The following is a 22,091-nucleotide window of genomic DNA, read 5'->3' as shown; positions in this document are numbered from 1 at the left end:
TTAACTACAAGAGCAAAAAATCATACTGGAATTTCAATGATAAATTCTGTCTCTTCACCGATAACAGAGTTAAAACTCAATTTTCCGCCGTGGGTTGATTCGACGATTTGTCGAGCGATCGCCAACCCCAACCCCGTCCCTTTACCAACAGCTTTTGTAGTAAATAAATAGTCAAAAATTTTTGATTTTACTTGTAATATAGGAATCATATTTGATTTCTGAAATTATCTAGGTAGCTGGGGAGTAGGGAATAGGACTGAAGGCTTTTCGAGTTGAGAGCGAGTTTTTTCACGCAATCAAATCATAGTCTTATAGTAGCTGACCATACTCTTTGATAACTTGAATTTCTGGGCGAGTTTTTGAAGCTTTGAGGCGATGTTTGAGAATCAGAATGGTGCTATCGATGCCATCATCAATGTTACAAGCAATGGGGCGATCGCTATCAGTACGAGAAAAGGTTCGTAAAGAAGTACTAATATCCCGAATTCGCTTCACCCCTTCTTGCATAGAACCCACTAACTTAGGTAAGTCTTCGCGGATATAATTGAGGTCAATTGCTTCGATTTCGTCTTGAATTATTTCATTGGGAGTAGAATATTCCTGTTGATACAAATCCATTAAGCCAAATATATCCTTGATATAATCTAAAGCAGGTTGAATATTGCCGTTAACTTAATGACTAACAGACGCCAATTTTTAAAAGGGGTGGCAGCACTTTCTAGCTTATCTTTAGGTGGTTGTGGCTGGAGGCTGGCTGAAGTACGTGCTAATTCTAATACAAATGGTCAGCGTGACCAACTTTATATTTTTACCTGGACACAATATACTGACAACCAATTATTGAAAACTTTTAGCGCCCAAACTGGCATGAAAGTGCTGGCAGATGTGTATGATTCCAATGATGTCATGCTGGCTAAATTGCAAGCTGGAGGCGGTGGCACTTACAGCATCATCAACCCATCTGATTATATGGTGCAGAAGATGGTAGACAAAGGCTTGTTAACAGAAATAAATCACGATCGCCTAATCGGTCTAGAGAATTTATTTCCCCGGTTTCAAAATCCTAGTTATGACCCGAATAACCGCTACAGTATCCCTTTTAACTGGGGGACAACAGGTTTACTTTACAATTGTGCAAAAATCAAAAATACACCACAAGACTGGGATTATCTATGGCAAAATCAAGAGCAACTTAATCAGCGGATGACGTTGCTCAATGATGTTCGAGAAGTGATGGGTGCAACCTTACGAATGCTCGGTTATTCTTATAACTCAAAAAATGAACAAGAAATCAAACAAGCTTATGAAAAATTGAAGGTGCTAAAACCTGCGATCGCCCGTTTTGACACTGACGCTTGGCAAAATCAAATTCTGGCAGGAGATTTACTAGTGGCAATGTGTTATTCAGCAGATGCAGTGAAAATTTCTCAAGAAAACCCTAAACTCAAATATGTGATTCCTCGCAGTGGTTCTTCATTATGGACAGACACTATTGTAATTCCCAAAACAGCCCCCAACCAAGCTGGAGCTTATGCTTGGATTAACATGATTTTGCAACCAGAAATAGCAGCCCAACTCACTCAACGCCTGAATATTTCTACACCGAATAAAGCCGGATTTGAGCAATTGCCAGAAAAAATCCAAAACAACGCTAATTTGTTTCCCCCAGAGTCCCTGTTAAAAAATTGTGAACGTGTTACACCTGTAGGAGAATTTGAAGAGGTTTACGATCGCTATTGGACTCAATTAACTAGCAGTTAAAATAATTAAGGAGTGGGGAGTGGGGAGTTTGGAGTTTGGAGTGATTAATTTGGAAAAAAATGAGATTTCTAAAATAGAACAATTGCAGCACCCCGTCAGAAATTGGCTGCAACCCTTGGTATTGCTTGCACCATCTGGGATTTGGTTATTACTTTTGTTGGTGCTGCCGACTTTGATAATTTTCGAGCTGAGTTTAGTTGCAGACATCCGACCGGGAGATTTAGTCAATCCCAACGGATTCAAAAATTATATCCGAATATTTGACTCCCTTTATGTGCAAGTAATTGCGCGATCGCTATTTTTTGCGTTTGGTACTACGATAATTTGTTTAATTTTGGGCTTCCCTGTCGCCTATTGGATTGCTCAGATAGCGCCGCAGCGTTGGCGAAATTTGCTGTTATTAGGTTTTGTTCTACCTTTGTGGACTTCTTCGTTACTCCGTTCTTATGCTTGGATTACAATTCTTCGTCCTACTGGTTTATTAAACAGTTTACTCAGCAATTTAGGCTTGCCTACTTGGGAATTACTTAACAATAGTCAAGCTGTATTGATTGGTATGAGTTACAGCTTATTACCTTATATGGTTTTGATTTTATATGCTTCTCTCGAAAAGCTAGACAAGCGGTTGCTAGAAGCTGCGGCTGATTTAGGTGCAAATCCGGTAGAAACTTTTTTCCAAGTAACCGTACCGCAAATTTTTCCGGGAATTGCGGCTGCTTCCATGCTTGTATTTATTACTGGCTTAGGGGATTTTGTCGATCCAGAATTACTCGGTGGTGCTTCTAGTATGACCGCGGCGCGGTTAGTTTATAACCAGTTTCTTGGAGCAACGCAAAATTGGGGATTTGGTTCAGCCTTGAGTATGACGTTAATTTTGCTTGTTAGTATTGCGATCGCATTTTTGATTAAGTTTGGTGAAGCTACACCCAAACGCTAAACTTTTGGTCACTCACTTATAATAAAGGCATCAAACGCCAGCGAGACAACGGTTATGCTCTCACCTGATCTCAAAAATGCGTTACCAACTACTGATGAACTTCCCTGTTCAGACGATATACCAGTGGATAACGAAGACCAAAACTTTTTGCCCAACATTTTACTCTTCTTACTTAACTCCATTTGGGCAAATCGCATAGATTGGTACTTCGGAGTAGATATGGCAGTATATCACACCACGGGAGTAAATCCTAGAGTACCTGTAGTACCAGATGCTTTTTTAAGCTTGGGAGTAGAACGGAAAAAGGGTGGTAAATCACGCAAAAGTTATGCAGTTTGGGAAGAAAATGGGATAGTTCCAATATTCACATTAGAAATGGTATCCCACACCCCAGGAGGTGAATACGACCAGAAGCTAGATATATATAGAAAACTCGGTGTATTGTACTACGTAATTTATAACCCTGAGTTTTGGCGACGCGACCAACATCAACCCTTTGAAGTGTATAAGTTGATAGATGAAAACTACCAACTACAAATAGGTGAACCCTATTTGATGCCAGAGGTAGGGTTAGGTATTGGGCGACACCAAGCTGTAATCGGGGGGATACAACAGGAGTTTTTATGTTGGTATGACGAGCAAGGAAACCGCTATTTGACAGATGCAGAACAGGCACAACAAGAACGGCAAAGGGCTGAACAATTATCGCAGTATTTACGTTCTCTAGGTGTTGATCCAAATAATCTACCTGATAATTAGTAATTACGAATTGTTAATTATTTTTCACTCTCAGTAAACCATCTAAATCATCTGCATTACTGTTAATTAACTCTTTAATTTTAGAGATGAATTCATATTCTAAAAAAGGTTTAGTTAAATAAGCTTTTGCACCCAATTCTTTAGCAAGCTGGCGATGTTTTTCAGCGCTGCGAGAAGTAAGAATCACTACAGGTATTTTTGCTAAATTGGTGTATTGGCGGAAATTGCTCAACAACTCAAAACCATTCATTCGTGGCATCTCTAAATCCGATACAACAACTTTAATTTCAGGATGTAACTGTAATTTTTCTAAAGCTTCTACACCATTTTGAGCTTGTATTACTTGATAGCCAGATTTTTGCAGAGTGAGAGAAAGAGTCTGCCGGAGACTAATTGCATCATCTACTACTAAAATAACTTTTGGTGATTTATAATCTGGCTCTTGAGAATAACTAAGTTGGGTTTCTATAGTTGTTATAGAAGTCGATGCCGCAAGTAATGGTGTAGATGAAAAAGTATGCCCTGATATCGGTAAAGCTTTTTTATTTGATGAAGAAGTTACTGGTAGCGCCCTGATATCAAGTGTTGTTTGTTGGATTTCGCTAGATTTTACTAGCAACAAAGCATCAATTACTAAGATGAGATTACCATTAGCTAAACTACTACAACCATAAATGTATTTTGGCGGTGCGATCGCATTTCCTAAAGGTCTGATTACCAGTTCTTGTTCACCAATTATTTGGTCAACTTCTAAGGCAACTTTTCCCTGATTTCGCTGTAGCAAAATCACCGGATTTTTCGCTATGCTTGGGTCGTGAGTATTTGATGTGTTGTACGGAGTCTCACTATTAAAGAATGAACCATTATAATCAACCAACTTTGAAAGGTGATGAAGGTTGACCATAGTCTCATCATTATCTATATTCCAATGTAAGACTTTTTTTCCTTTAATTTCTTTAATCTGTTGTTCAGAGGGAATCAAGATTTTTTCGATACTGTCCAACATCAGACCATAAACAACACCTTTGGCTTGAACTAGCATTAACTTTTCTGTAGTCATAGAAAAAGGAATTTTAAGTATAAATATTGTTCCTTGGTTGGGCAAGGATTGAACTGAAACCGAGCCGTTGAGTGCGTGCATCTGAGTACGCACAATATCTAAACCCATACCGCGCCCAGAAATTTCACTTACTTTATTAGCAGTAGAAAATCCAGGCGAAAATATTAAATCTAAAAGTTCAGCTTCAGCCAGACTAGAAGCTATGCTTCTAATTTTTTCTTCAGTTTGTATAGGATAAAGTTCAGCAGCTTTTTTGCGAATTCTGTCTAAATTCAATCCCTGACCATCATCACGAACTTCGATAACAGTTTGGCTACCCTGATGATAAGCGCAGATTTCGATTAAACCTTTTTCTGGTTTACCAAGCTCTCGGCGAACTTGCGGAGCTTCAATACCGTGGTCAAAAGCATTACGTACTAAGTGTAACAAGGGATCGTAGAGCTTTTGGGCGATCGCTTTATCTACCAGTACTTCACTACCAGTAAGTTTCAATTCTACAAGTTTGGCATGAACATTCCCCAACTTATTTACCATGTGGGGAAAACGATTCAGGATATTGCCTAAAGGCGACATTCGTGCTTCGACTAAGCTATCTATAATATTAAGAGTTAAATTCTCTTGTTTATCACTAATTTGAGTAGCTTGTGTCAGAAGTAAATCAAGAGACTCTGTAGTTTCTTGTAGTTGCAGTGTCTCTTCTATTGCTTCATGCAATGTCATGTGAAATTCTGTATATACATCCATTTCTAGAGAGTCAAAATCCACTGCAAAACTTTGCGTTTGTTCTGATGTAACATTTTGTATTTGTAAAGGTAGATCGCGTAACTCATTTAAAGTTGTTTGGTGTCTAGTGAGTTGCTGTACTAGTTGTTCAATTATTTCTTTGACTTGTTCATCTTGTAGACTACGCCGTTTTTGGTAAATCAGCAATTCTCCAGCTAGATAATTGAGGTGTTGCAGTCTCTCTGTATCTACCCGAATAAATGAAGGTTGGCGAAAGTTTTTAGTTTGAACATACTGTGATTTATCTTCTATTTCTTTATTGATTTGTGTAGCTATATCAGACATGACTTCAATAGCTGTTTCAGAAACGTCTACAACTACCTGCTCACTGACAGTTAATGAATCAAGCTTTGCTGAATAATTATCAGTCTGGGTTGTCACGACTTCAACGGCAAGGTTTTGCCTAGTTTCTTCTCCCCATATTGCTTCTAGTAAGTTATCAGTTGATGGAGAAGATACAATCTCTTTAATCACTAACAGTTTTTGTAACTTGGGACTATCAAGCCAATTTTTTTCTTCACTAGTAACAGGAGGATAACTTTTATATTCTTTTGCTAATTTATAGATTTGGTTTTGTAATATTTTAATTCCTGAAAGGTGGCTATCAGACGCTTTCAAAGAATATTGAAATTTTGCAACTGCAAATAGGATGATTAAAATGATCCCACGTCGATAAATACAAAGACTTTGACTATCTTCTTCATCTTGAACAAAATTAAGAAAGTCTTGCAGCCAGTTTTTGATATAATTAAGCAGACTTTTTATTTCTAATCTGGGAACTAGTAAATTTAAACTGAGTTCTGCCTCTGGTATTTGCATCTGGTGGTTAAACCAGCCAAAAATGTAGCGAATTACTTTTAAATAAAACTTGGCAGTTGTTGGTTTTACCGATTCGTTTTTATTGTTATCAGATGTAGTGATAAACTGATAAAATTGTTCTTCATTGATGAAAAATGTGCCAGCAAATGAATTATTTGGTAATTCTTCAGATAACTGATTATTTGCCACTATTGTAAGTTTTCGCAAACCAGAAGAAGGTTCTCCACCAGATGTGCGATCGCCTGCTAATACCAATTTTTTTGCTTGCTGTAAATTTGCCAGGGCAATTTCTGCAATTTGCTGTACCTGATTGGGGTTTGCTTGCAACGCTGAAATAATCGTTTGGGAAATTTCTCCCAATCCAGGTAAATTTAGAGATTCTGCCAAGCCAAGAAATACTTCAGATTGAGAGTGTAAAAATTCGATAAACTCGTTATTATTTGGTGGATTGTTAACAACGTCAGCAATACTGTTTAGACGTTGTTCTACTCCTACTTCAAAAACAGATTGTACAATATCAAATCCCAATTCTTCAGAAGTAGGAATATGAGATTCAGCACCAAATGCATCACCCAGCTTTTCTTGCAGTTGTGCGAATACTGAAGTCGCTCGATGAAGTAGTTCTTCATCATTAACAATACTGCCGATTAGCTCAGTATTTAATGCTATACTCAAACACTCATAAGCTTGTAATAAAAGTGTTTGTAATTCTGCATCAACTACCACTTTTGGATTGTATAAAGCCTTAAATACATCTTCTAAAAAATGGGCGATCATCTTAATTAATTCTAGCCCAACGTTAGCTGCACCACCTTTAAGTGTATGAGTAGCCCGCATTAAATTGTGAATTTTAGCAATGCTATAATCTTCCGACAAGCTAAATAGTTCTTGTTCAATAATTTGGACTAATTCTGGGGCTTCAGCTAGAAAATAGATATACCCTTGTTCGCGAATTTCGTTATCTGTAATCATAATTAAGGAGTTAGGAGTTGGGAGTTAGGAGTTAGGAGTTAGGAGTTAGGAGTTGGGAGTGGGAGTTAGGAGTTGGGAGTTGGGAGTTGGGAGTTAGGAGTTGGGAGTTGATCGACCAATTGATTTTTCAGTTGTCTTGACTATTGAACTCAAAATCCGAATGATTTCGTCTGCATAGGTTAGTTCATTAGTTAAATCAATATTTACTAGTTTGGACTGTTGTAGTAGACGTAGCCAGTATTTGGTTTCCCTAGCTTCTTTGTATGCAATATACATTTTTGCCAAGAAATCCTTTCTACTCTGACCACCGCTAGCCTCTTCAACATTCGCGCCAATACTTGTCCCACTTCGTAGTAATTGCTTAGAAAGCACATATTCCCGTTGCTCTTGCAGTTTAATATATAGGTGAATAATTTCTAAAGCAAATTTAAAACTCTTCTGTTGAATAATACTCTCTGCCAATTACTCTTCTCCTCTCTTTAACTAAAAAGTTAGAAGTAATTAAGGTCAAAGCATTTTACATTTGCCAATAAAATAGTGCTTTATATAATTAATGCTTTGACCTAATAACTCCTAACTCCTAACTCCTAACTCCTAACTATTTCTCATTTCACTTTAAATTTACTAGCAGTTGTTAATAACTCTTGCGCCATTCCTGATAAATCTTGGAACACAGTCGCAATTTCTTGAGATTCAGCAAAAGTTTTATCGGCAATTTCTGCAACATCTTGCATTGATTTAGTTACTGTTACAGATTGCGCCATTTGTTTTTGAGTTGCTGCGGTAATTCGCTCGATTAGCTGACTAATTTCGGCAGTTGCAGAAACGATCGCATTTAAGTTTTGGCGAGTGTCGCTGACAAGACTTGTACCTTCTACCACCTGCTGAATACCAGTTTCCATCGCTACTGCAACTTCCCCGGTTTCTGCTTGAATCTCCTGAACTAATTTTTCTATTTCGATGCTCGCTGCTGCTGACTGGCGAGATAAAGAACGGACTTCATCGGCAACAACTGCAAAGCCTTTGCCATATTCACCGGCACGAGTAGCTTCAATAGCTGCATTCAGAGCCAGTACATTTGTCTGTGTGGCAAAATTACCAATCAAATTCACCACTTTGGAGATTTTTTGTGAGGATTCGCTGAGGCGTTTAATCTTTTTGCTGGTTTGAGCAACGGTTTCACGAATTCCTTGGATTGCTTTTACAGTCAGGTTCATGGCAGTATCGCCAGACTCTACAGTTTGATTGGCTTTTTGCACTGCTAGTTGTACTAACTCAGCATTCGCTACTACAGCTTGAGTAGAGTCCACCATCTGTTGAATGTCATCTAAGGCTGCGGTAATGTCCTCAGACTGTTGTTGTGCCAGATTGGTTAGTCCTGCTAGTGAAGCGTCGCTATTGCTAGAAGTTTGAGCAACTTGTTGAGCAGCCCCTTGTACCTGAATAACGATTTGCCGCAGCGCTTGCAGAGTATTATTGTAAGCATCTGCGATCGTGCCTAGCTCGTCTTCTGTAATTGGCGCACGTACCGTCAAATCGCCGTTGAGGGCGGGTCTAAGAGCTGTTAGGAGTTGAATAGATCGTTGTTGTAGTAATTCCTTGGCTGCCTTTTCCCGTGTTGCGGCTTCTGCTAGTTTTGCTGACTGCGCTTGTAGCTGTTGCAAATATTCAGTCTGTTGTAATGCCTGTCCTAACTGGTCGCCAATACGTGCTAACAAGATGACTTGTGATTCTTCCCAATCACGAGAGCCGGAATTTTGATAAGCTGCCAGTATGCCCCACAATTTTTCTCCAGAAAATACAGGAACCATTATATAAGCTTTGACTTCAAACTGCTCTAACAACTCAATGTAGCAGGGGGAATAACCAACCTGATAGATGTCATTAGCAACTATGCTTTCACCTTTAGCATATCGACCTCCTTGAGTTTCTTGTAAGTAGGTATCTTCGTAGAGGTTTTTGATATCACTACCTACTAGTTTTACCCAATTATGACCCACTGACTCAGCGATAAATTCGCCACTCCAGTCAGGTTGGAAGCGAAAGATCCCGACGCGATCGCATTTTAAAAATTGCCGTACTTCTTGAGTGGTTGTTTTGAAGATTTCTTCTACATCTAATAATTGTCGAATGCGGTTGGTGATTTTGGTGATCGCTTTTTCTTGTTCCGCTAATTGAGCTAGTTGTTTGGATTTCACCCGCACTTGTTCAAGATATTCTGCTTGTGATATAGCTACACCAAATTGCAAACCAATTTGAGTCAAAAAGTTAACTTCCCAAGGTTGCCAATCACGAGAACCTGAGTTTTGATAAGCTGCCAGCAAACCCCACAATTTTTCCCCAGAAAATACAGGTACAGTTACATAAGCTTTGATTTCAAACTGCTCTAACATTTCTACATAGCAGGGAAAACGACTGATCTGAGAAATGTCATTAGAAACAAAGCTTTCACTTTTGGTATATCGACTTCCCTGATTTTCTTGCATGTAGGTATCTGCCCAAACAGTTTTAATATCAGGGCTTACTAATTTTATCCAACCATCACCTACTGACTCAGCGACAAATTCACCACTCCAGTTGGGGTTGAAACGATAGACAGTGACGCGATCGCATTTTAGTAATTGTCGTACTTCGTGAGTGGTTGTTCTGAAGACGCTTTCTACATCTAAGGATTGTCGAATCCGATTGACTATTTTGGTTAAAGCTTTTTCTTGGGCAAAAACTTGAGTTAATTGCTCAGATTTTGTCTGCACTTGTTCCACATATTCTCTTTGTGAGACAGCTACACCAAATTGCAAGCCAATTTGAGTCAGAAAGCTTTCTTCCCAAGGATGCCAATCACGAGGCCCAGAATTTTGATAAGCTGCTAGCAAGCCCCATAATTTCTCTCCAGTAAAAATTGGGACAATGATATAAGCTTTCATTTCATATTGTTCTAAAATATCAATATGGCATTGAGCATGACCTGCTTGATAAATGTCTTTGACTACAAAAGTTTCACCCTTGGCATAACGTCCTCCTTGGGTTTCTTGCAAGTGGCTATCTTCCCAGACCATATAAAAATCAGGCGTAACCAATTTTACCCAACCATTACCCACCGACTCAGCCACAAACTCGCCACTCCAGTCAGGTTTGAAGCGATAAACACCGACGCGATCGCATCGCAGTAAATTGCGGATTTCTTGAGTGGTTGTTTGGAAAATTTTATCGAGACTTGATACGTGGAGAATTTTATCAATGACTTGAGCTACTGATTTCTTAGCCTGTGTTCGCTTTTGTAATTCTTTTTGCAATTCAAAGCTCTGCAATTTGTAGGTCAATTCTGTTGTAATTTGAGATAATAGGCTAATTTCTACTTCCTGCCATTGCCGTGTTGAGGAGCAATTGTTTACTGCCAGTAAGCCCCATATTTTACCTTCTACTGTAATTGGTAAACTCAAACTAGCTTTAATTTGAAATTTCTCTAGTAGCTGCTTTTGATAAGGGGTAAGTTGTAGATGATTGATATTGTCAATAGCTACAGGTTCTAAATAGTCTTGATTTGTGTAAGAGCCAAAAAGGATTACCGGAATATTTTCGCCTAAAGTTGGTGTCCAATCTAGTGTTCTTGATTCTGCTAAAACAGTACCAGAATCAAAGGAAATAAATTGATAAATCAAGGCGCGATCGCAACCAATCTTTTCCCTAATTTGCTCTACAGTGACTTTGACTAGAGTATCGATATCAGGTGCTTGGCGCATTTGAGTTGCAATGTCTTTTAACTGTTGCCGCCAACTTTTAAATTCTTGAGCGATCGCACTTAATAATGATATTTCATCGTTAGGAATATTTACTACGCTTGCACTCCCATTTTGATTTTCTAATTCACTAACTAGGCGTTCATTTTTTCGATTATTTTGATACAAAAATTTCATGGTCTAACCTCAGTAATTGTTAATCGTTAATAATTGAATATTGACAAATTCAAAAGCAAGGTTCTGCTGATTTTAATTCTCTACAGATAAATTTATTTATTGGCTCTGGATCTCAAGAATTAGTAATTAGGTAGTTGTCAATTATGAATTTTCCACATGGGAGCTTGAATAATTGATATAGCATCTAAATTGAAAATTATCTCCTCGGAATCATTAAGAAAATATCCCTGCAAGAAAGGTGAAATTTTTGGATAAAATAATTCGGCACCTGGGACTTTCATTTGTTTAGTATCCAGCCACTCAATATCTAGAAGCTGTCGCACCAATAGTCCCAAATACTTACCCTCATTTTCTAGAACAATCGCCATCATTCTAGAAAGTAAATTTGCTTCTTGCGACATTAAAGGATAACCGAACATTGCCTCTAAATCTACTAACCAAAGCATCTCACCACGCCAGTTATAAATACCTAAGACACTACTGGGCATCTGAGGAACACCACATATTTCTGGCAATGAAACTTGCAAAACCTCTGTGATATGTTGTAAAGAAATTACCGCTGTATCACTTACTCCTAAATTAAAACTTAAAAACTTTTCCTGGGTTTCCAAAACTATTGATCCTTTGTCTTTGATTATTTATCTTTAGCCACTGGTTGCAGTTATTTTCTCTTTTGGGAGAGATTCTATCTAAGAAATAGTGACTTCTAAGATTTGTTGATTGATCATATTTTTACTAATTAATTAATCGTTTTAGAATTACCACTAGTTCGTCTCGATCAATCGGTTTTGATAGATAACCATCAGCGCCTAACATATTACCCCAAATTTTATCTACATCACTATTTTTTGTAGAGCAAAAAACCACAGGTATATTGCTAGTATCGGGATTATTTTTCAGTTCTCGGCAAATTTCAAAGCCACTTTTACCCGGTAAAATTACGTCGAGAAATATAAGGTCTGGCTTATTTTTATCTATTTTGTCTTGAGCCTCTTCACTACTAGTAGCGCTAATCACAGAATAACCTGCCTGTTGCAAGTAAAGGCTGATTATTTCCATATCTGTTAAGCCATCTTCAACAACTAAAACAGTATTCATGGCAATTACTCGTTAACTTTTTCTGAAAATGTAAACAAAATATACAAATCCTAAATGATTCCTCAAAAACACATAGAAGGGACTAGAGACTAGCCCTAACCCCTTTGCCCTAACCAATATTTCACAAATCAAATAGGACTGCTATAAATACAAAAAATTGTATTTGTCTAATTTTGATTCAATCTTTATATATCAACCTCAGAAAAAGTACGTAATAAATATAACTTGATATAAGATAGTTGAATACAAAATAATTTAATAACCTAATTTTAGATTTTGGATTTTGGATTAAATTGAAATCTAGAATCTAAAAAAAGGTTTCAAGCCCTCGACTTTTAGTCGGGAAGAAAATTCAAAAGTTTTCAATATTTAAGCTTCTTCTTTATAAGGAGAGGTTAATCCACGCATACGCTCTCTACGAGACGCGCAAGGGACGCGGACTCGCGAACGCTTCGCTATCGTAAATCCAAAATCTAAAATTGGGTGACAAATCACTGATTTGAGGAATAGAGTTAATCTAAAACTGTTTAACCTCAATAATTTCATGTTTACTGAGGTGGAAAAGTCTATAAATTTTGAGGAAGAATTCCGAATCAAAAATCGCCTCTAAGTCTCCCTAATTACAAACCTCTAAATTAGATTTCCTCTTATCGCTGGATAGACTCGGTGTAGGTAAATATTTACGTATTATACCCATTACCTTATCAGCCACTACAGGTTTAGTCAGAAAATCTGTAGAACCAACTACTTTGGCACGAACTCTATCTAAAAGACCATCACTGCCTGTTAATATAATTATTGGTGTATTAGAAAAAGTAGATATTCGTCGTAACTGAGTACAAATTTCGTAACCACTAGCAACTGGCATAATCAAATCCAAGAAAATCAGGTCTGGTTTATCCTGAATAAGGGTTGGTAGAGCTTGTACAGCATCTTGAATTTTGACAAACCTCAATCCATTGGAAGTGACAATATCCTCTACTATTTTGCATACCAGAGGGCTATCATCGACGCAAGCCACTAGTGGAGCAATCCGCTTCTTGGCTTGTGTGGTGGTAGAGTTATTGTTGACTTCCGTAATTCCTAAAGGCATGTCAGGTACTTCTACCAATTCAATGATTCCTTTAAGGATATAGGGAAGCAATGAACGGGTAAGTGGTAGTACACTCTGCTTCATTTTCGTGGCTAAATCTCGCAGAGTGAATTTACCATTGATTAAATTCACAAAGTTTTTGTAGACAGATGGACTTACCATCTGCTCAAGTTGTTCTGGTCGCCGTAGAACTGGTGCTAAGTCAGGAGAAAAATTTGCTAAACCAGCTTCTGACCAAATTTTCCATGAGTCTTGCATGTGCTTTACAGACATTTCTGAACTCGTGAAGCTCATTGGGGTTTCTAAGATAACTTCTTGAGTGCGATTGCAACTTAGAGAAGCAAAGTTTCCTTGCAAAGCTAGGTCAAATAATAGTTCTGCTATTGTATTTTCTGCAATAGATTGAATCTGTTCTCTTTGAATTTTCTGTTTTTTATAAAATATTTCTATCAGTTTATAGTCCCAGTAATCAGTTGATAGATCTTGCACACGTAACTGCAACTTATCAACATTAATCTGGGGACAAGTTTGAGCTATATGTCTACGCCATCGCCGGAAGGGATGAGTTCCTCCTGTTGCCCAAACTATCCGTCCGAGTCGATAGTAAAAAGTCCATTGGCTGCCTTTGGAACTCTTAATATTTAATTTGCCATTGTATTGCAACTGAGTACAAGTTTTAAATTCATTTACTAGGTTATTTGAAATAAGTTCTTGATGAGGCATAGTTTGTTCCTTTTATTAAAAAGCTAGCCATTAAAAACCGATACTATTAAAGCACGGCGTAAATCCAGCTACCATCTCAATTAACTAGACAAATTTATTAAGTCACTTGTTAAAGGTAGGCAACACTTCTGTTACAGTGTTCAAGCTATATAGCGATTGGCAGATATGTGAATCAGTGCAAATACATTTGATATATAGCAGTCTAAATCAACATTGTTAAAAGCAAGGTAGATGTTAAGAGGGCAAAACTATTGCTAGTAAATAAATCTAGCATAGAGTCTTTTCTTTATTGGCAGAGTTTACTTTTCTGCTAATTTTTATGACTAAAGTTGGTTGCCATAGTCGACATCCTGGTGTAATGATATATTATTTTAGGAATTTTCATACTGAATCATATCCGTATAAATTCTGAATTTTTGTTTAAAAAAGTAGAGAGTTGTGCTTTAATTATTAAAATTGACAATAGAGGTTAAAAATATTTATTTAAGTTTACTATTCTTAATTATTTTAATTAAAATCAACTTTTCTAGAAAACATTATTCTTAAAAAAAGGCGTGCTACTAAAACAAGTAGCAGCCAGATTATAAAGTATTTATTTAGAAAATTTCTTCAAAGTTGCTTGTGGTTTTGATAGCTGACAACAGCTGCCCTGAGATTACTTTGGTGTTCTGAAAGCAGCCGATCGCCTTCGTCTTTTTCCAAACCAGTCCAGTGCATCAATAGCGCCAGCTTAACCCATTTACCACTACGTTCAAGTAAAAAACCAGCAGTTTCCCGACTTAAACCTGTGAGGTCTTGCAAAATTCGCAAAGCGCGATCGCGTAATTTTTGATTTGTTACTGCTACATCCACCATGCGATTGCCATAAACTTTGCCTAGCTTGACCATTACGCCGCTAGAAAGGATATTTAAAGCTAATTTAGTGGCTGTACCAGCTTTCAGGCGAGTTGAACCAGCGATTATTTCTGGCCCTGTCAATAGGCGAATGTCAATATCAGCATCAAAGCTAACTTGTTCAGCAGGAACACAGGCAATAAAAATAGTTGTAGCTCCTCGCTGACGAGCAGCATGAAGCGCGCCGTGGACATAAGGCGTTGTCCCCCCAGCGGTAATGCCAACTACGACATCTAATTGGGTAATGTGTCGCCCAGCGATCGCAGCCTCACCATCTTCAATGCTGTCTTCTAAATCTTCAGAACTGCGTACTAATGCGCCAGCACCACCAGCAATAATCCCCTGTACCAACTCTGGAGGTGTACAAAAAGTAGGTGGACACTCAGCAGCATCTAACACCCCTAACCTGCCACTTGTACCCGCACCGATATAAAATAGGCGTCCTCCGTGGCGCAAACGCTCTGCGGTGCGCTCAATTGCCACTGCCAACTGAATTTTCGCCGCTGCAACTGCTGCGACGGCCTTTTGGTCTTCGTCATTAAACAACTCCACTAACTCCAGAGAACTGAGCTGGTCTAAGTTCAGACTGTTAAGATTTACCAGCTCAGTTAAAAGATGCCCGCGTTCTTGCAAATTTGTCATTTGTCATTTGTCCTTTGTCATTTGTCATTTGTCCTTTGTCATTTGTCCTTTGTTCTACCCTACGCCGCCCTTTGGGCATCTATCTATGTCCGTTGTCATTAGTCAGTTAGCGACCAATGGCTAATGACTAATGACTAATGACTAATGACTAATGACTACTTATAACAATCCTTCCAATTTGCGACGAATCTTCTCTAATTCAGAATCAGACAATTCTGGTTCTTCTAGTGGCTGTTGATTGAGAGAGAAGGTGTCTTCAACAGTATCCTCCTTCTGGGCATCTTCTTGCCAGTCAGTTTTTTCGACGTTAAGTTCTGGGGGAGTTACAACTAAATTGCTGTTTTCTGGGATGATTTCCCATTCATATCCAGCACTTTCGCAAAATTCCTTGATTTCCTCAGCATCGATCGGCTCCGGTGTGGGTGCGGGGAAATCCTGAGCTTCTAACATCAGGGCAAAGCGCGTCGCATCGTCTTCTGACTCGAACATCAGAATTTTATTGCGCTCGCCTTCCCGAATCGTGTGAATCCCCTCATTTTCCGTTCGAGCATTAAAAATTAACACAAAAACACGCATTGGTGTAATCATCTGTCCTTTTTAAGGTTTATTCATATTAAAGTTCGAGATTGTGCCTCAAGGAAAGTCACAGGAATAATTTTCACTCTATTCAGATTTTCCTGAAAACGCCAATATTATTAAGCATAAGTATTGGATCGAGCAAATACCGTAACTCAACCAATGGGGTCTTGGGTTCAGTTGACGTATCCTGGAAGTGGCATACTGAATCAATGTGCCAGTTAATGCTTGTGTGTGCCAGCGACATCCGGCAATTAATACAGTGAAAGCAAATGACTAAATATCCCGATCAAGATTCTTACTACCTCCCTAACCGCAAGCGTATGTGGTTGCTGGTGTTGAGTCGGGGTAGCATTGCCTTGGGCGGACTTTTACTGTTAGGAGTTATTGTCGGTATTTGGCGGTTGTGGACTTTTGTTCAAACAGAGTTAACACCCTTAGCACAACAAAGTCTCACAACTACACTCAACCGTCCGGTAAACCTGGGAAGAGTTACACAATTTTCGTTGACGGGAGTGCAGTTTGGGGCTTCAGCTATCCCAACCACACCCACAGATCCAGACCGGGCCACAGTCGAATCTGTAGAGGTGAGTTTTGATCTGTTGCAACTAGTCTTTAACCGCCATCTAAAGCTAGATGTCACCTTAGTAAACCCAGATATTTATATTGAACAGGATGACCAAGGACGCTGGGTTTCCACTACCATAGCGTCGTCAGGTGAAGGCGGCGCCATTAAAACCGATTTGGAAAACCTCCGGTTTCGCAATGCCAAGCTGGCATTGATGCCGCAGAAGAGAGTAGGGGGAGATGAGGGAGCAGGGGGAGCAGGGGGGCAGGGGAGCAGGGGAGCAGGGGGAGCAGGGGGAGATAAGGGAGCAAGATCCTCCTCATCCCCTGTAACATTTTCTCAACTCAATGGATCTGCTCAACTTTTAGCAAACAACCAGTTGATACAGTTTGAAGTCGGGGGTCAAGCAGACAGTGGTGGCAATATTTCCATTCAGGGAGAGACACGTTCTAGGGTGCTAGCAGGGAACTTCCACGTGCAAGCACAAGATTTTCTGGCTGAGAATATTACTCGGTTGATTAAGTTACCAGTGAACTTACAGGCGGGTCGAGCCGACGGCGACTTGTTGGTTCGGTTGACACCAGGACAGCAAACTTTATTGTTTGGCAACGCTACTGTGCAAGGGGTAACGCTTCAAATACCCAAAGTCCCGCAACTGTTGAGCAATAGCCAAGGAAACCTCCACTTTCAAGGAACCGAGTTGCAGTTAAATAATGTTACTAGCAACTACGGCAAAATTCCTTTAGTGGCTAAGGGAATCGTCGACACGAAAGCAGGCTTGAAGTTGGCAGCGCGTGTAAATGCGGTGAGTTTGGCGAATGCCCAAGAGACTCTCAAGGTAAAATTACCTGTACCGATCGCTGGACAAGTACAAGCTTCTTTGCAAATTACTGGATCGACAAAAGAGCCAATTCTCTCTGGCTCAGTTGCCACGATCCAAACTGCCCGGATTGATAAAGTTGATTTTAATAGTATCAGTAGTAAGTTTGAGCTTGTTACTAGTTCCTCTTTAATTACCCTAAAAGATATTCAAGGGTTCGCTAAAGTTGGTGGTGAGATTACGGGCGCTGGTACAATTCAACTCGGTAAAAACCCGCAACTGGATTTAAATTTCGCTGCCAAGAATCTTCCAGGAAATGCGATCGCCAAAGTTTATAAAATAACACCCGCTTTTCAAATCGGCAATGTCTCAGGTACAGCTCAACTAACTGGCGCTCCCACCAATGTCCAAACTGTGGTACAGTTCCAAGCTCCCAATGGAACTTACCCCGGAACTGGTGAAGTTGCGTTCCCCTCTGGGGTTGCCGCAGGCATCGCTCCAAATCGCACCGTTTCTTTCCGTAATGTAGCTCTGAATATAAGTGGTGGTACTGTCAGGGCAACTGGTAGTTATGCCAATCAGCGTTGGCAAGCTGTGGCTGTTGCCTCTGGGGTAAAATTGGAACCCTTTGTAGACAAAAGTCAACTACAAAATGTCTCTTTGGCTGGGGCACAGTTCAATGGTCGTCTGATCCTCTCAGGCAGCACAGCACCATTTGAAATTGCCACAATTCGCAGTGATGGTGCAGGAGTTCAAATTGGTGGCGGTACAGTTGCAGTTTCTAATATCCAACTGCAAGACCAAAGCTTCTCGGCTCAACTTGTAGCTAATGGTGTACGGTTGGGACAAATATTGAAACAGTCTCCCCCAGCTTTAAATAATCCTTTGGCGGGAACGTTCCAAATTGCAGGTGACAGAGATAATTTCAGCCTGAAAACCTTCCGTGGCAGTGGTGAAGGTCGCCTTACTATTGGTGATGGAACGGTTACAGCCTCTAATATTCAAGTGGCTAATGGTGTATATCAGGCACAAGTTCAGGCAACTAATGTACCTGTGCAACAGTTGGCAACAGTACCAAAGCAGTTTCAAGGGGCGTTAACTGGTAAGTTCGACGTAGCGGGTTCTGTTGATTCTTTTAAGCTGCAAACTATTCAAGCCAACGGTCAGGCGCAGGTAAATGTTGCGGGTGGAACTATTACAGCCTCTAATATCCAAGTGGGTAACGGTGTATACCAGGCGCAAGTTCAGGCAACTAATGTACCGTTACAGCAGTTAGCAGCAGTACCACCACAGTTTGGAGGGACGTTAACTGGTCAAGCAAACGTAGCGGGTTCTGTTGAATCCTTCCAACCGCAAACTATTCAAGCCAACGGTCAGGCGCGGGTAAATGTTGCAGGTGGAAATATTACAGCTTCTAATATCCAATTGGCTAATGGTCGCTATCAAGCTGTAGTTGATGCTGACGGTGTAGCATTAAATCGGTTAAATCAGCAATTGCGAGGTCAGTTTGGCGGTCAGTTGCAATTAGCTGGCACGCTAGGATCGTCCAAATTAGCTGATGTGCGTGCTGCTGGACAGGTGCAATTATCCCAAGGTATTCCTGGTCTTGAACGACCTCTGACGGCTGCGATCGCTTGGAGTGGTGAAAGGCTGACCATTGAACGAGCAACTGCTCCCGGTTTAAGTGTCACTGGTAACATATTAGCCAATGCAACCAAGGCAGGTATACCGGAAATTACTGCCCTAAATCTCAACGTCCAGGCGCAGAATTACAACTTAAAACAGTTACCGATTAATCTTCCTAATCAGGTTGCTGTGGCGGGAAGAGTAGATTTTAATGGACAAATCACAGGTAAGCTGCCCTTGCCAAATGTAGTAGGACAAATCAATTTACGAGACTTGGTTGTTCAAGATATTGCTTTTGAGCCGTTGTTAACTGGAAACATCGATTCTGCACAGGGAGGCGGTTTGAGTTTGAACTTGGCAGGAAATAGCGATCGCTTATCTTTCAATTTAGATGCCAATAATCGCCCGAAATCTTTCTTAGTCAAATGGCAACAAGCATCAGCCACAGGTAATATTCAAGGAAATGATTGGGCGCTGAAAGTTGCAAATTTCCCCTTACAAATATTGAATTTGACTCCGCCACCAATTACTCGATTGGGCGCTAGTAAGATAGCTGGATTGTTAACTGGGGATTTGTTGTTTAATCAGCAGACATTGGCAACAACGGGGAATTTAGCGATCGCTAATCCCCAAATTGGCCGGATTAAAGGCGATCGTTTAGCCGCTCAATTCCGCTACGCTGACGATAAAGCCACACTAACTAGTAGCGAATTTGTCAAAGGGAAAAGTCGCTATGCCCTTGTCGGTACTTTTGCTCAAAGCGCTAAAGACCCTCAATTACAAGGTAAACTGAACGTCAATCAGGGTGAAATCCAAGATGTTCTAGCTGTAGCACAGGTATTTGATTTACAAAATTTGCCAGGTGGTTCAGCAGAAATCTATGGCACAGCAGCGGATCTGACTACCAACCCCCAAGGAACGCCAAATGAACCCTTATTAACCCAAATCCAACGGTTTTCTGAAATTGAAGCTTTGGTGGCAGAACAGGAAGAACAGCGACTTAATTCCACTCCAATACCAGATTTGGCAGACTTAAAGGGGACTTTCAATGGGGAAGTGGCTGTAAATACAGCTACAGCCAATGGATTATCAGTGGATTTTAATTTGAATGGACAAAACTTTGCTTGGGGTAAAAAGGAAGAACGAAATCGTTTTTATACTGCTGATAAAGTGATTGCTGAAGGCAACTTTGAGAACGGTGTTTTAAGTTTGCGACCATTACGAATCGAATCTCAAAACAGGCTGATTGCGTTTACGGGTAACGTTGGCGGTGATGAACAATCTGGTCAGCTGCGGGTGAATAATTTTCCAGTACAACTATTGAATAATGTAGTCAAATTGCCAGTTGGAATCAGAGGTAATCTTAACGGTACAGCAGCTTTAGCAGGTAGTATTGCTAATCCCCAAGCTAGAGGGGAATTGCAAATCACAGAAGGAATACTAAATCAGAACAAAATAGAGTCAGCGATCGCAAGTTTCAGCTATGCCAATGGACGCTTAAACTTTGGTAGTACTGTAGCAGTTGCTGGGCCAAAACCTGTTGATATTACTGGCAGCATACCTTATAAATTGCCTTTTGCTTCCGTCGCACCAGACAGCGATCAAATCAGTTTGGATATGAAGTTGGAAAACGAGGGATTGGGGCTGTTAAACGCATTGACTAATCAAGTGTTATTTGAGAAAGGTGAAGGAGAAGTAGACCTCAAGGTGGGGGGAACACTACAAAAACCCGAAGTAAATGGAATTGCTACTGTGAATAATGCTACTTTTTCAGCCCAAGCTTTGCCAGGTAAGCTGAGACGTGTCACAGGTAGAGTGCTGTTTAATTTTGACAGCATTTTAGTAGAAAATCTTCAAGGTAGATTTAGCCGTGGGAAGGTAGAAGCTGCTGGAGAAATTCCCATCTTCAACAATGAGAACGTAACTATCAAAAATCCTCTGACTGTTAATCTCGATCAGCTAGCATTGAATCTCAAAGGGCTTTACCAGGGAGGCGCTAGTGGCAATTTGCAGATTACTGGTTCTGCCCTTAACCCCATAATTGGCGGTAGAGTAAATTTATTTGATGGTAAGGTATTGCTAGCAGAATCTACCAATGCTACGACATTTGAAAATGGTAGTATTGGCGTATCACCCACAAAAGCCAATAAGCAGAGCAAATCTGAAATTAGAAATGGGACGGGAAATACTAACGCTAGATTTAATAATTTAGATTTGGTACTAGGTAAAAACGTCCAAATTACCCGTGACCCTATTCTCAACTTCCGCGCCACTGGTAATCTCATAGTTAACGGCTCAATCAATCAGCCTATACCCGATGGCACCATCCAGTTAGAAAAAGGAGGGGTAAATTTATTTACTACCCAATTTAACCTTGCTCGTGGCTATAAACACACTGCAACTTTTAGTCCTTCTCAACCCCGCGACCCCAACTTAGATATTCGGCTATTTGCCAAAGTACTGGATGTAACTCAAAGTAATGACTTCAGCCGGGTAAATTCTACAGGTTTATCAGCGTTAGAGAGTGTTCGAGTCGAAGCCACTATCAAGGGTTTAGCTAGCAAACTAAATGAAAATCTAGAATTAACAAGTAGTCCGTCACGTAGTCAAACTGAAATTGTTGCTCTTTTAGGAGGTGGATTTGTAGACACCCAAGGACGTGCAGACAGTACTTTAGGTCTGATTAACATCGCAGGTTCGGCTGTGTTTAACAATTTTCAGTCAGCTTTTAACCAGATTGGAAGTACCTTTGGCTTAAGTGAACTGCGGATATTTCCTACCGTTATTTCTGAGAATCCTGAAGCTGGAAGAAGCAATTCAACTTTAGAATTAGCAGCGGAGGCTGGGGTTGACATTTCTTCCAAAATATCCGTTTCCAGTATTAAAATTTTGACAACAAACGATCCCTTCCAATGGGGTATTAATTATCGGATAAACAATGAATTTCGTGTGCGTGCTTCCACTAACTTAACTGATGACAGTCGTGCAGTAGTGGAATATCAAACACGGTTTTAAAGAAATCTCTTAAAAAGTAAAAATATCAACT

General features: G+C 39.9%; 14 protein-coding genes. 4 read left to right on the top strand and 10 right to left on the bottom strand.

Translation table 11 applies throughout. The annotated features are described in order from the left end of the window. Positions 1-20: 20 nt before the first annotated feature. Positions 21-209 carry a HAMP domain-containing sensor histidine kinase gene (locus tag RMY63_RS10270; protein WP_322728593.1) on the bottom strand — a complete coding sequence of 63 codons (189 nt, stop codon included), beginning with the start codon at positions 207-209 and terminating at the stop codon, positions 21-23. Between the two features lie 100 nt (positions 210-309). Continuing rightward, a complete protein-coding gene (locus tag RMY63_RS10265; RefSeq protein ID WP_322728592.1) occupies positions 310-618 on the bottom strand; it encodes a hypothetical protein in 309 nt (102 codons plus the stop codon). Between the two features lie 57 nt (positions 619-675). Between RMY63_RS10265 and RMY63_RS10260 the strand changes: the two genes are divergently transcribed. The 3 genes from RMY63_RS10260 to RMY63_RS10250 are packed head-to-tail and all read left to right on the top strand — an operon-like array spanning position 676 to position 3,457. After that, positions 676-1,761 (top strand): spermidine/putrescine ABC transporter substrate-binding protein, encoded by a 1,086-nt coding sequence (locus RMY63_RS10260; protein WP_322728591.1) that lies wholly within the window; start codon positions 676-678, stop codon positions 1,759-1,761. Between the two features lie 43 nt (positions 1,762-1,804). Then, the gene (locus tag RMY63_RS10255) at positions 1,805-2,698 is read left to right on the top strand and encodes an ABC transporter permease (protein ID WP_322728639.1); all 894 of its coding nucleotides are present in this window, start codon (positions 1,805-1,807) and stop codon (positions 2,696-2,698) included. Positions 2,699-2,752: 54 nt separating this feature from the next. Continuing rightward, entirely contained in the window at positions 2,753-3,457 is a 705-nt protein-coding gene (locus RMY63_RS10250) for a Uma2 family endonuclease (RefSeq protein WP_322728590.1), read from the top strand. A gap of 13 nt (positions 3,458-3,470) precedes the next feature. Here the strand turns inward: RMY63_RS10250 and RMY63_RS10245 are convergent, their stop codons facing one another. The 8 genes from RMY63_RS10245 to RMY63_RS10210 all read right to left on the bottom strand — a co-directional run bounded on the left by RMY63_RS10245 (position 3,471) and on the right by RMY63_RS10210 (position 16,043). Beyond that, a complete protein-coding gene (locus tag RMY63_RS10245; RefSeq protein ID WP_322728589.1) occupies positions 3,471-7,091 on the bottom strand; it encodes a response regulator in 3,621 nt (1,206 codons plus the stop codon). Positions 7,092-7,184: 93 nt separating this feature from the next. Next, positions 7,185-7,553 carry a four helix bundle protein gene (locus RMY63_RS10240; protein ID WP_322728588.1) on the bottom strand — a complete coding sequence of 123 codons (369 nt, stop codon included), beginning with the start codon at positions 7,551-7,553 and terminating at the stop codon, positions 7,185-7,187. A gap of 143 nt (positions 7,554-7,696) precedes the next feature. Then, positions 7,697-11,005, bottom strand: a complete 3,309-nt coding sequence (locus tag RMY63_RS10235) for a GAF domain-containing protein (RefSeq protein WP_322728587.1) — start codon at positions 11,003-11,005, stop codon at positions 7,697-7,699. 137 nt (positions 11,006-11,142) lie between these two features. After that, complete coding sequence (locus tag RMY63_RS10230; RefSeq protein WP_322728586.1) at positions 11,143-11,616, bottom strand: chemotaxis protein CheW; 474 nt, start codon at positions 11,614-11,616, stop codon at positions 11,143-11,145. Positions 11,617-11,740: 124 nt separating this feature from the next. Further along, positions 11,741-12,103 (bottom strand): response regulator transcription factor, encoded by a 363-nt coding sequence (locus tag RMY63_RS10225; RefSeq protein ID WP_322728585.1) that lies wholly within the window; start codon positions 12,101-12,103, stop codon positions 11,741-11,743. Between the two features lie 616 nt (positions 12,104-12,719). Beyond that, a complete protein-coding gene (locus RMY63_RS10220) occupies positions 12,720-13,919 on the bottom strand; it encodes a response regulator (RefSeq protein WP_322728584.1) in 1,200 nt (399 codons plus the stop codon). A gap of 609 nt (positions 13,920-14,528) precedes the next feature. Beyond that, complete coding sequence (gene murQ, locus RMY63_RS10215; RefSeq protein WP_322728583.1) at positions 14,529-15,455, bottom strand: N-acetylmuramic acid 6-phosphate etherase; 927 nt, start codon at positions 15,453-15,455, stop codon at positions 14,529-14,531. Between the two features lie 159 nt (positions 15,456-15,614). Then, positions 15,615-16,043: a DUF3110 domain-containing protein gene (locus tag RMY63_RS10210; protein WP_322728582.1), complete on the bottom strand. Its 429-nt coding sequence runs from the start codon at positions 16,041-16,043 to the stop codon at positions 15,615-15,617. Between the two features lie 260 nt (positions 16,044-16,303). On the opposite strand from RMY63_RS10210, the gene RMY63_RS10205 reads away from it, so the two are divergent. After that, positions 16,304-22,060, top strand: a complete 5,757-nt coding sequence (locus tag RMY63_RS10205; protein WP_322728581.1) for a translocation/assembly module TamB domain-containing protein — start codon at positions 16,304-16,306, stop codon at positions 22,058-22,060. The last annotated feature ends 31 nt before the right edge of the window (positions 22,061-22,091 follow it).

The sequence above is a fragment of the Nostoc sp. ChiQUE01b genome (assembly GCF_034531255.1).
GTDB lineage: Bacteria > Cyanobacteriota > Cyanobacteriia > Cyanobacteriales > Nostocaceae > Nostoc.
Note: the sequence above shows the minus strand (reverse complement) of the source record. Positions and strands in the feature narration are given on the sequence as shown.

Coding starts and splice junctions, on each gene's coding strand:
- RMY63_RS10265 (WP_322728592.1), bottom strand. CDS start 618: ATGGATTTGTATCAACAGGAATATTCTACTCCCAATGAAATAATTCAA.
- RMY63_RS10210 (WP_322728582.1), bottom strand. CDS start 16,043: ATGATTACACCAATGCGTGTTTTTGTGTTAATTTTTAATGCTCGAACG.
- RMY63_RS10225 (WP_322728585.1), bottom strand. CDS start 12,103: ATGAATACTGTTTTAGTTGTTGAAGATGGCTTAACAGATATGGAAATA.
- RMY63_RS10205 (WP_322728581.1), top strand. CDS start 16,304: ATGACTAAATATCCCGATCAAGATTCTTACTACCTCCCTAACCGCAAG.
- RMY63_RS10250 (WP_322728590.1), top strand. CDS start 2,753: ATGCTCTCACCTGATCTCAAAAATGCGTTACCAACTACTGATGAACTT.
- RMY63_RS10220 (WP_322728584.1), bottom strand. CDS start 13,919: ATGCCTCATCAAGAACTTATTTCAAATAACCTAGTAAATGAATTTAAA.
- RMY63_RS10270 (WP_322728593.1), bottom strand. CDS start 209: ATGATTCCTATATTACAAGTAAAATCAAAAATTTTTGACTATTTATTT.
- RMY63_RS10235 (WP_322728587.1), bottom strand. CDS start 11,005: ATGAAATTTTTGTATCAAAATAATCGAAAAAATGAACGCCTAGTTAGT.
- RMY63_RS10260 (WP_322728591.1), top strand. CDS start 676: ATGACTAACAGACGCCAATTTTTAAAAGGGGTGGCAGCACTTTCTAGC.
- RMY63_RS10245 (WP_322728589.1), bottom strand. CDS start 7,091: ATGATTACAGATAACGAAATTCGCGAACAAGGGTATATCTATTTTCTA.
- murQ (WP_322728583.1), bottom strand. CDS start 15,455: ATGACAAATTTGCAAGAACGCGGGCATCTTTTAACTGAGCTGGTAAAT.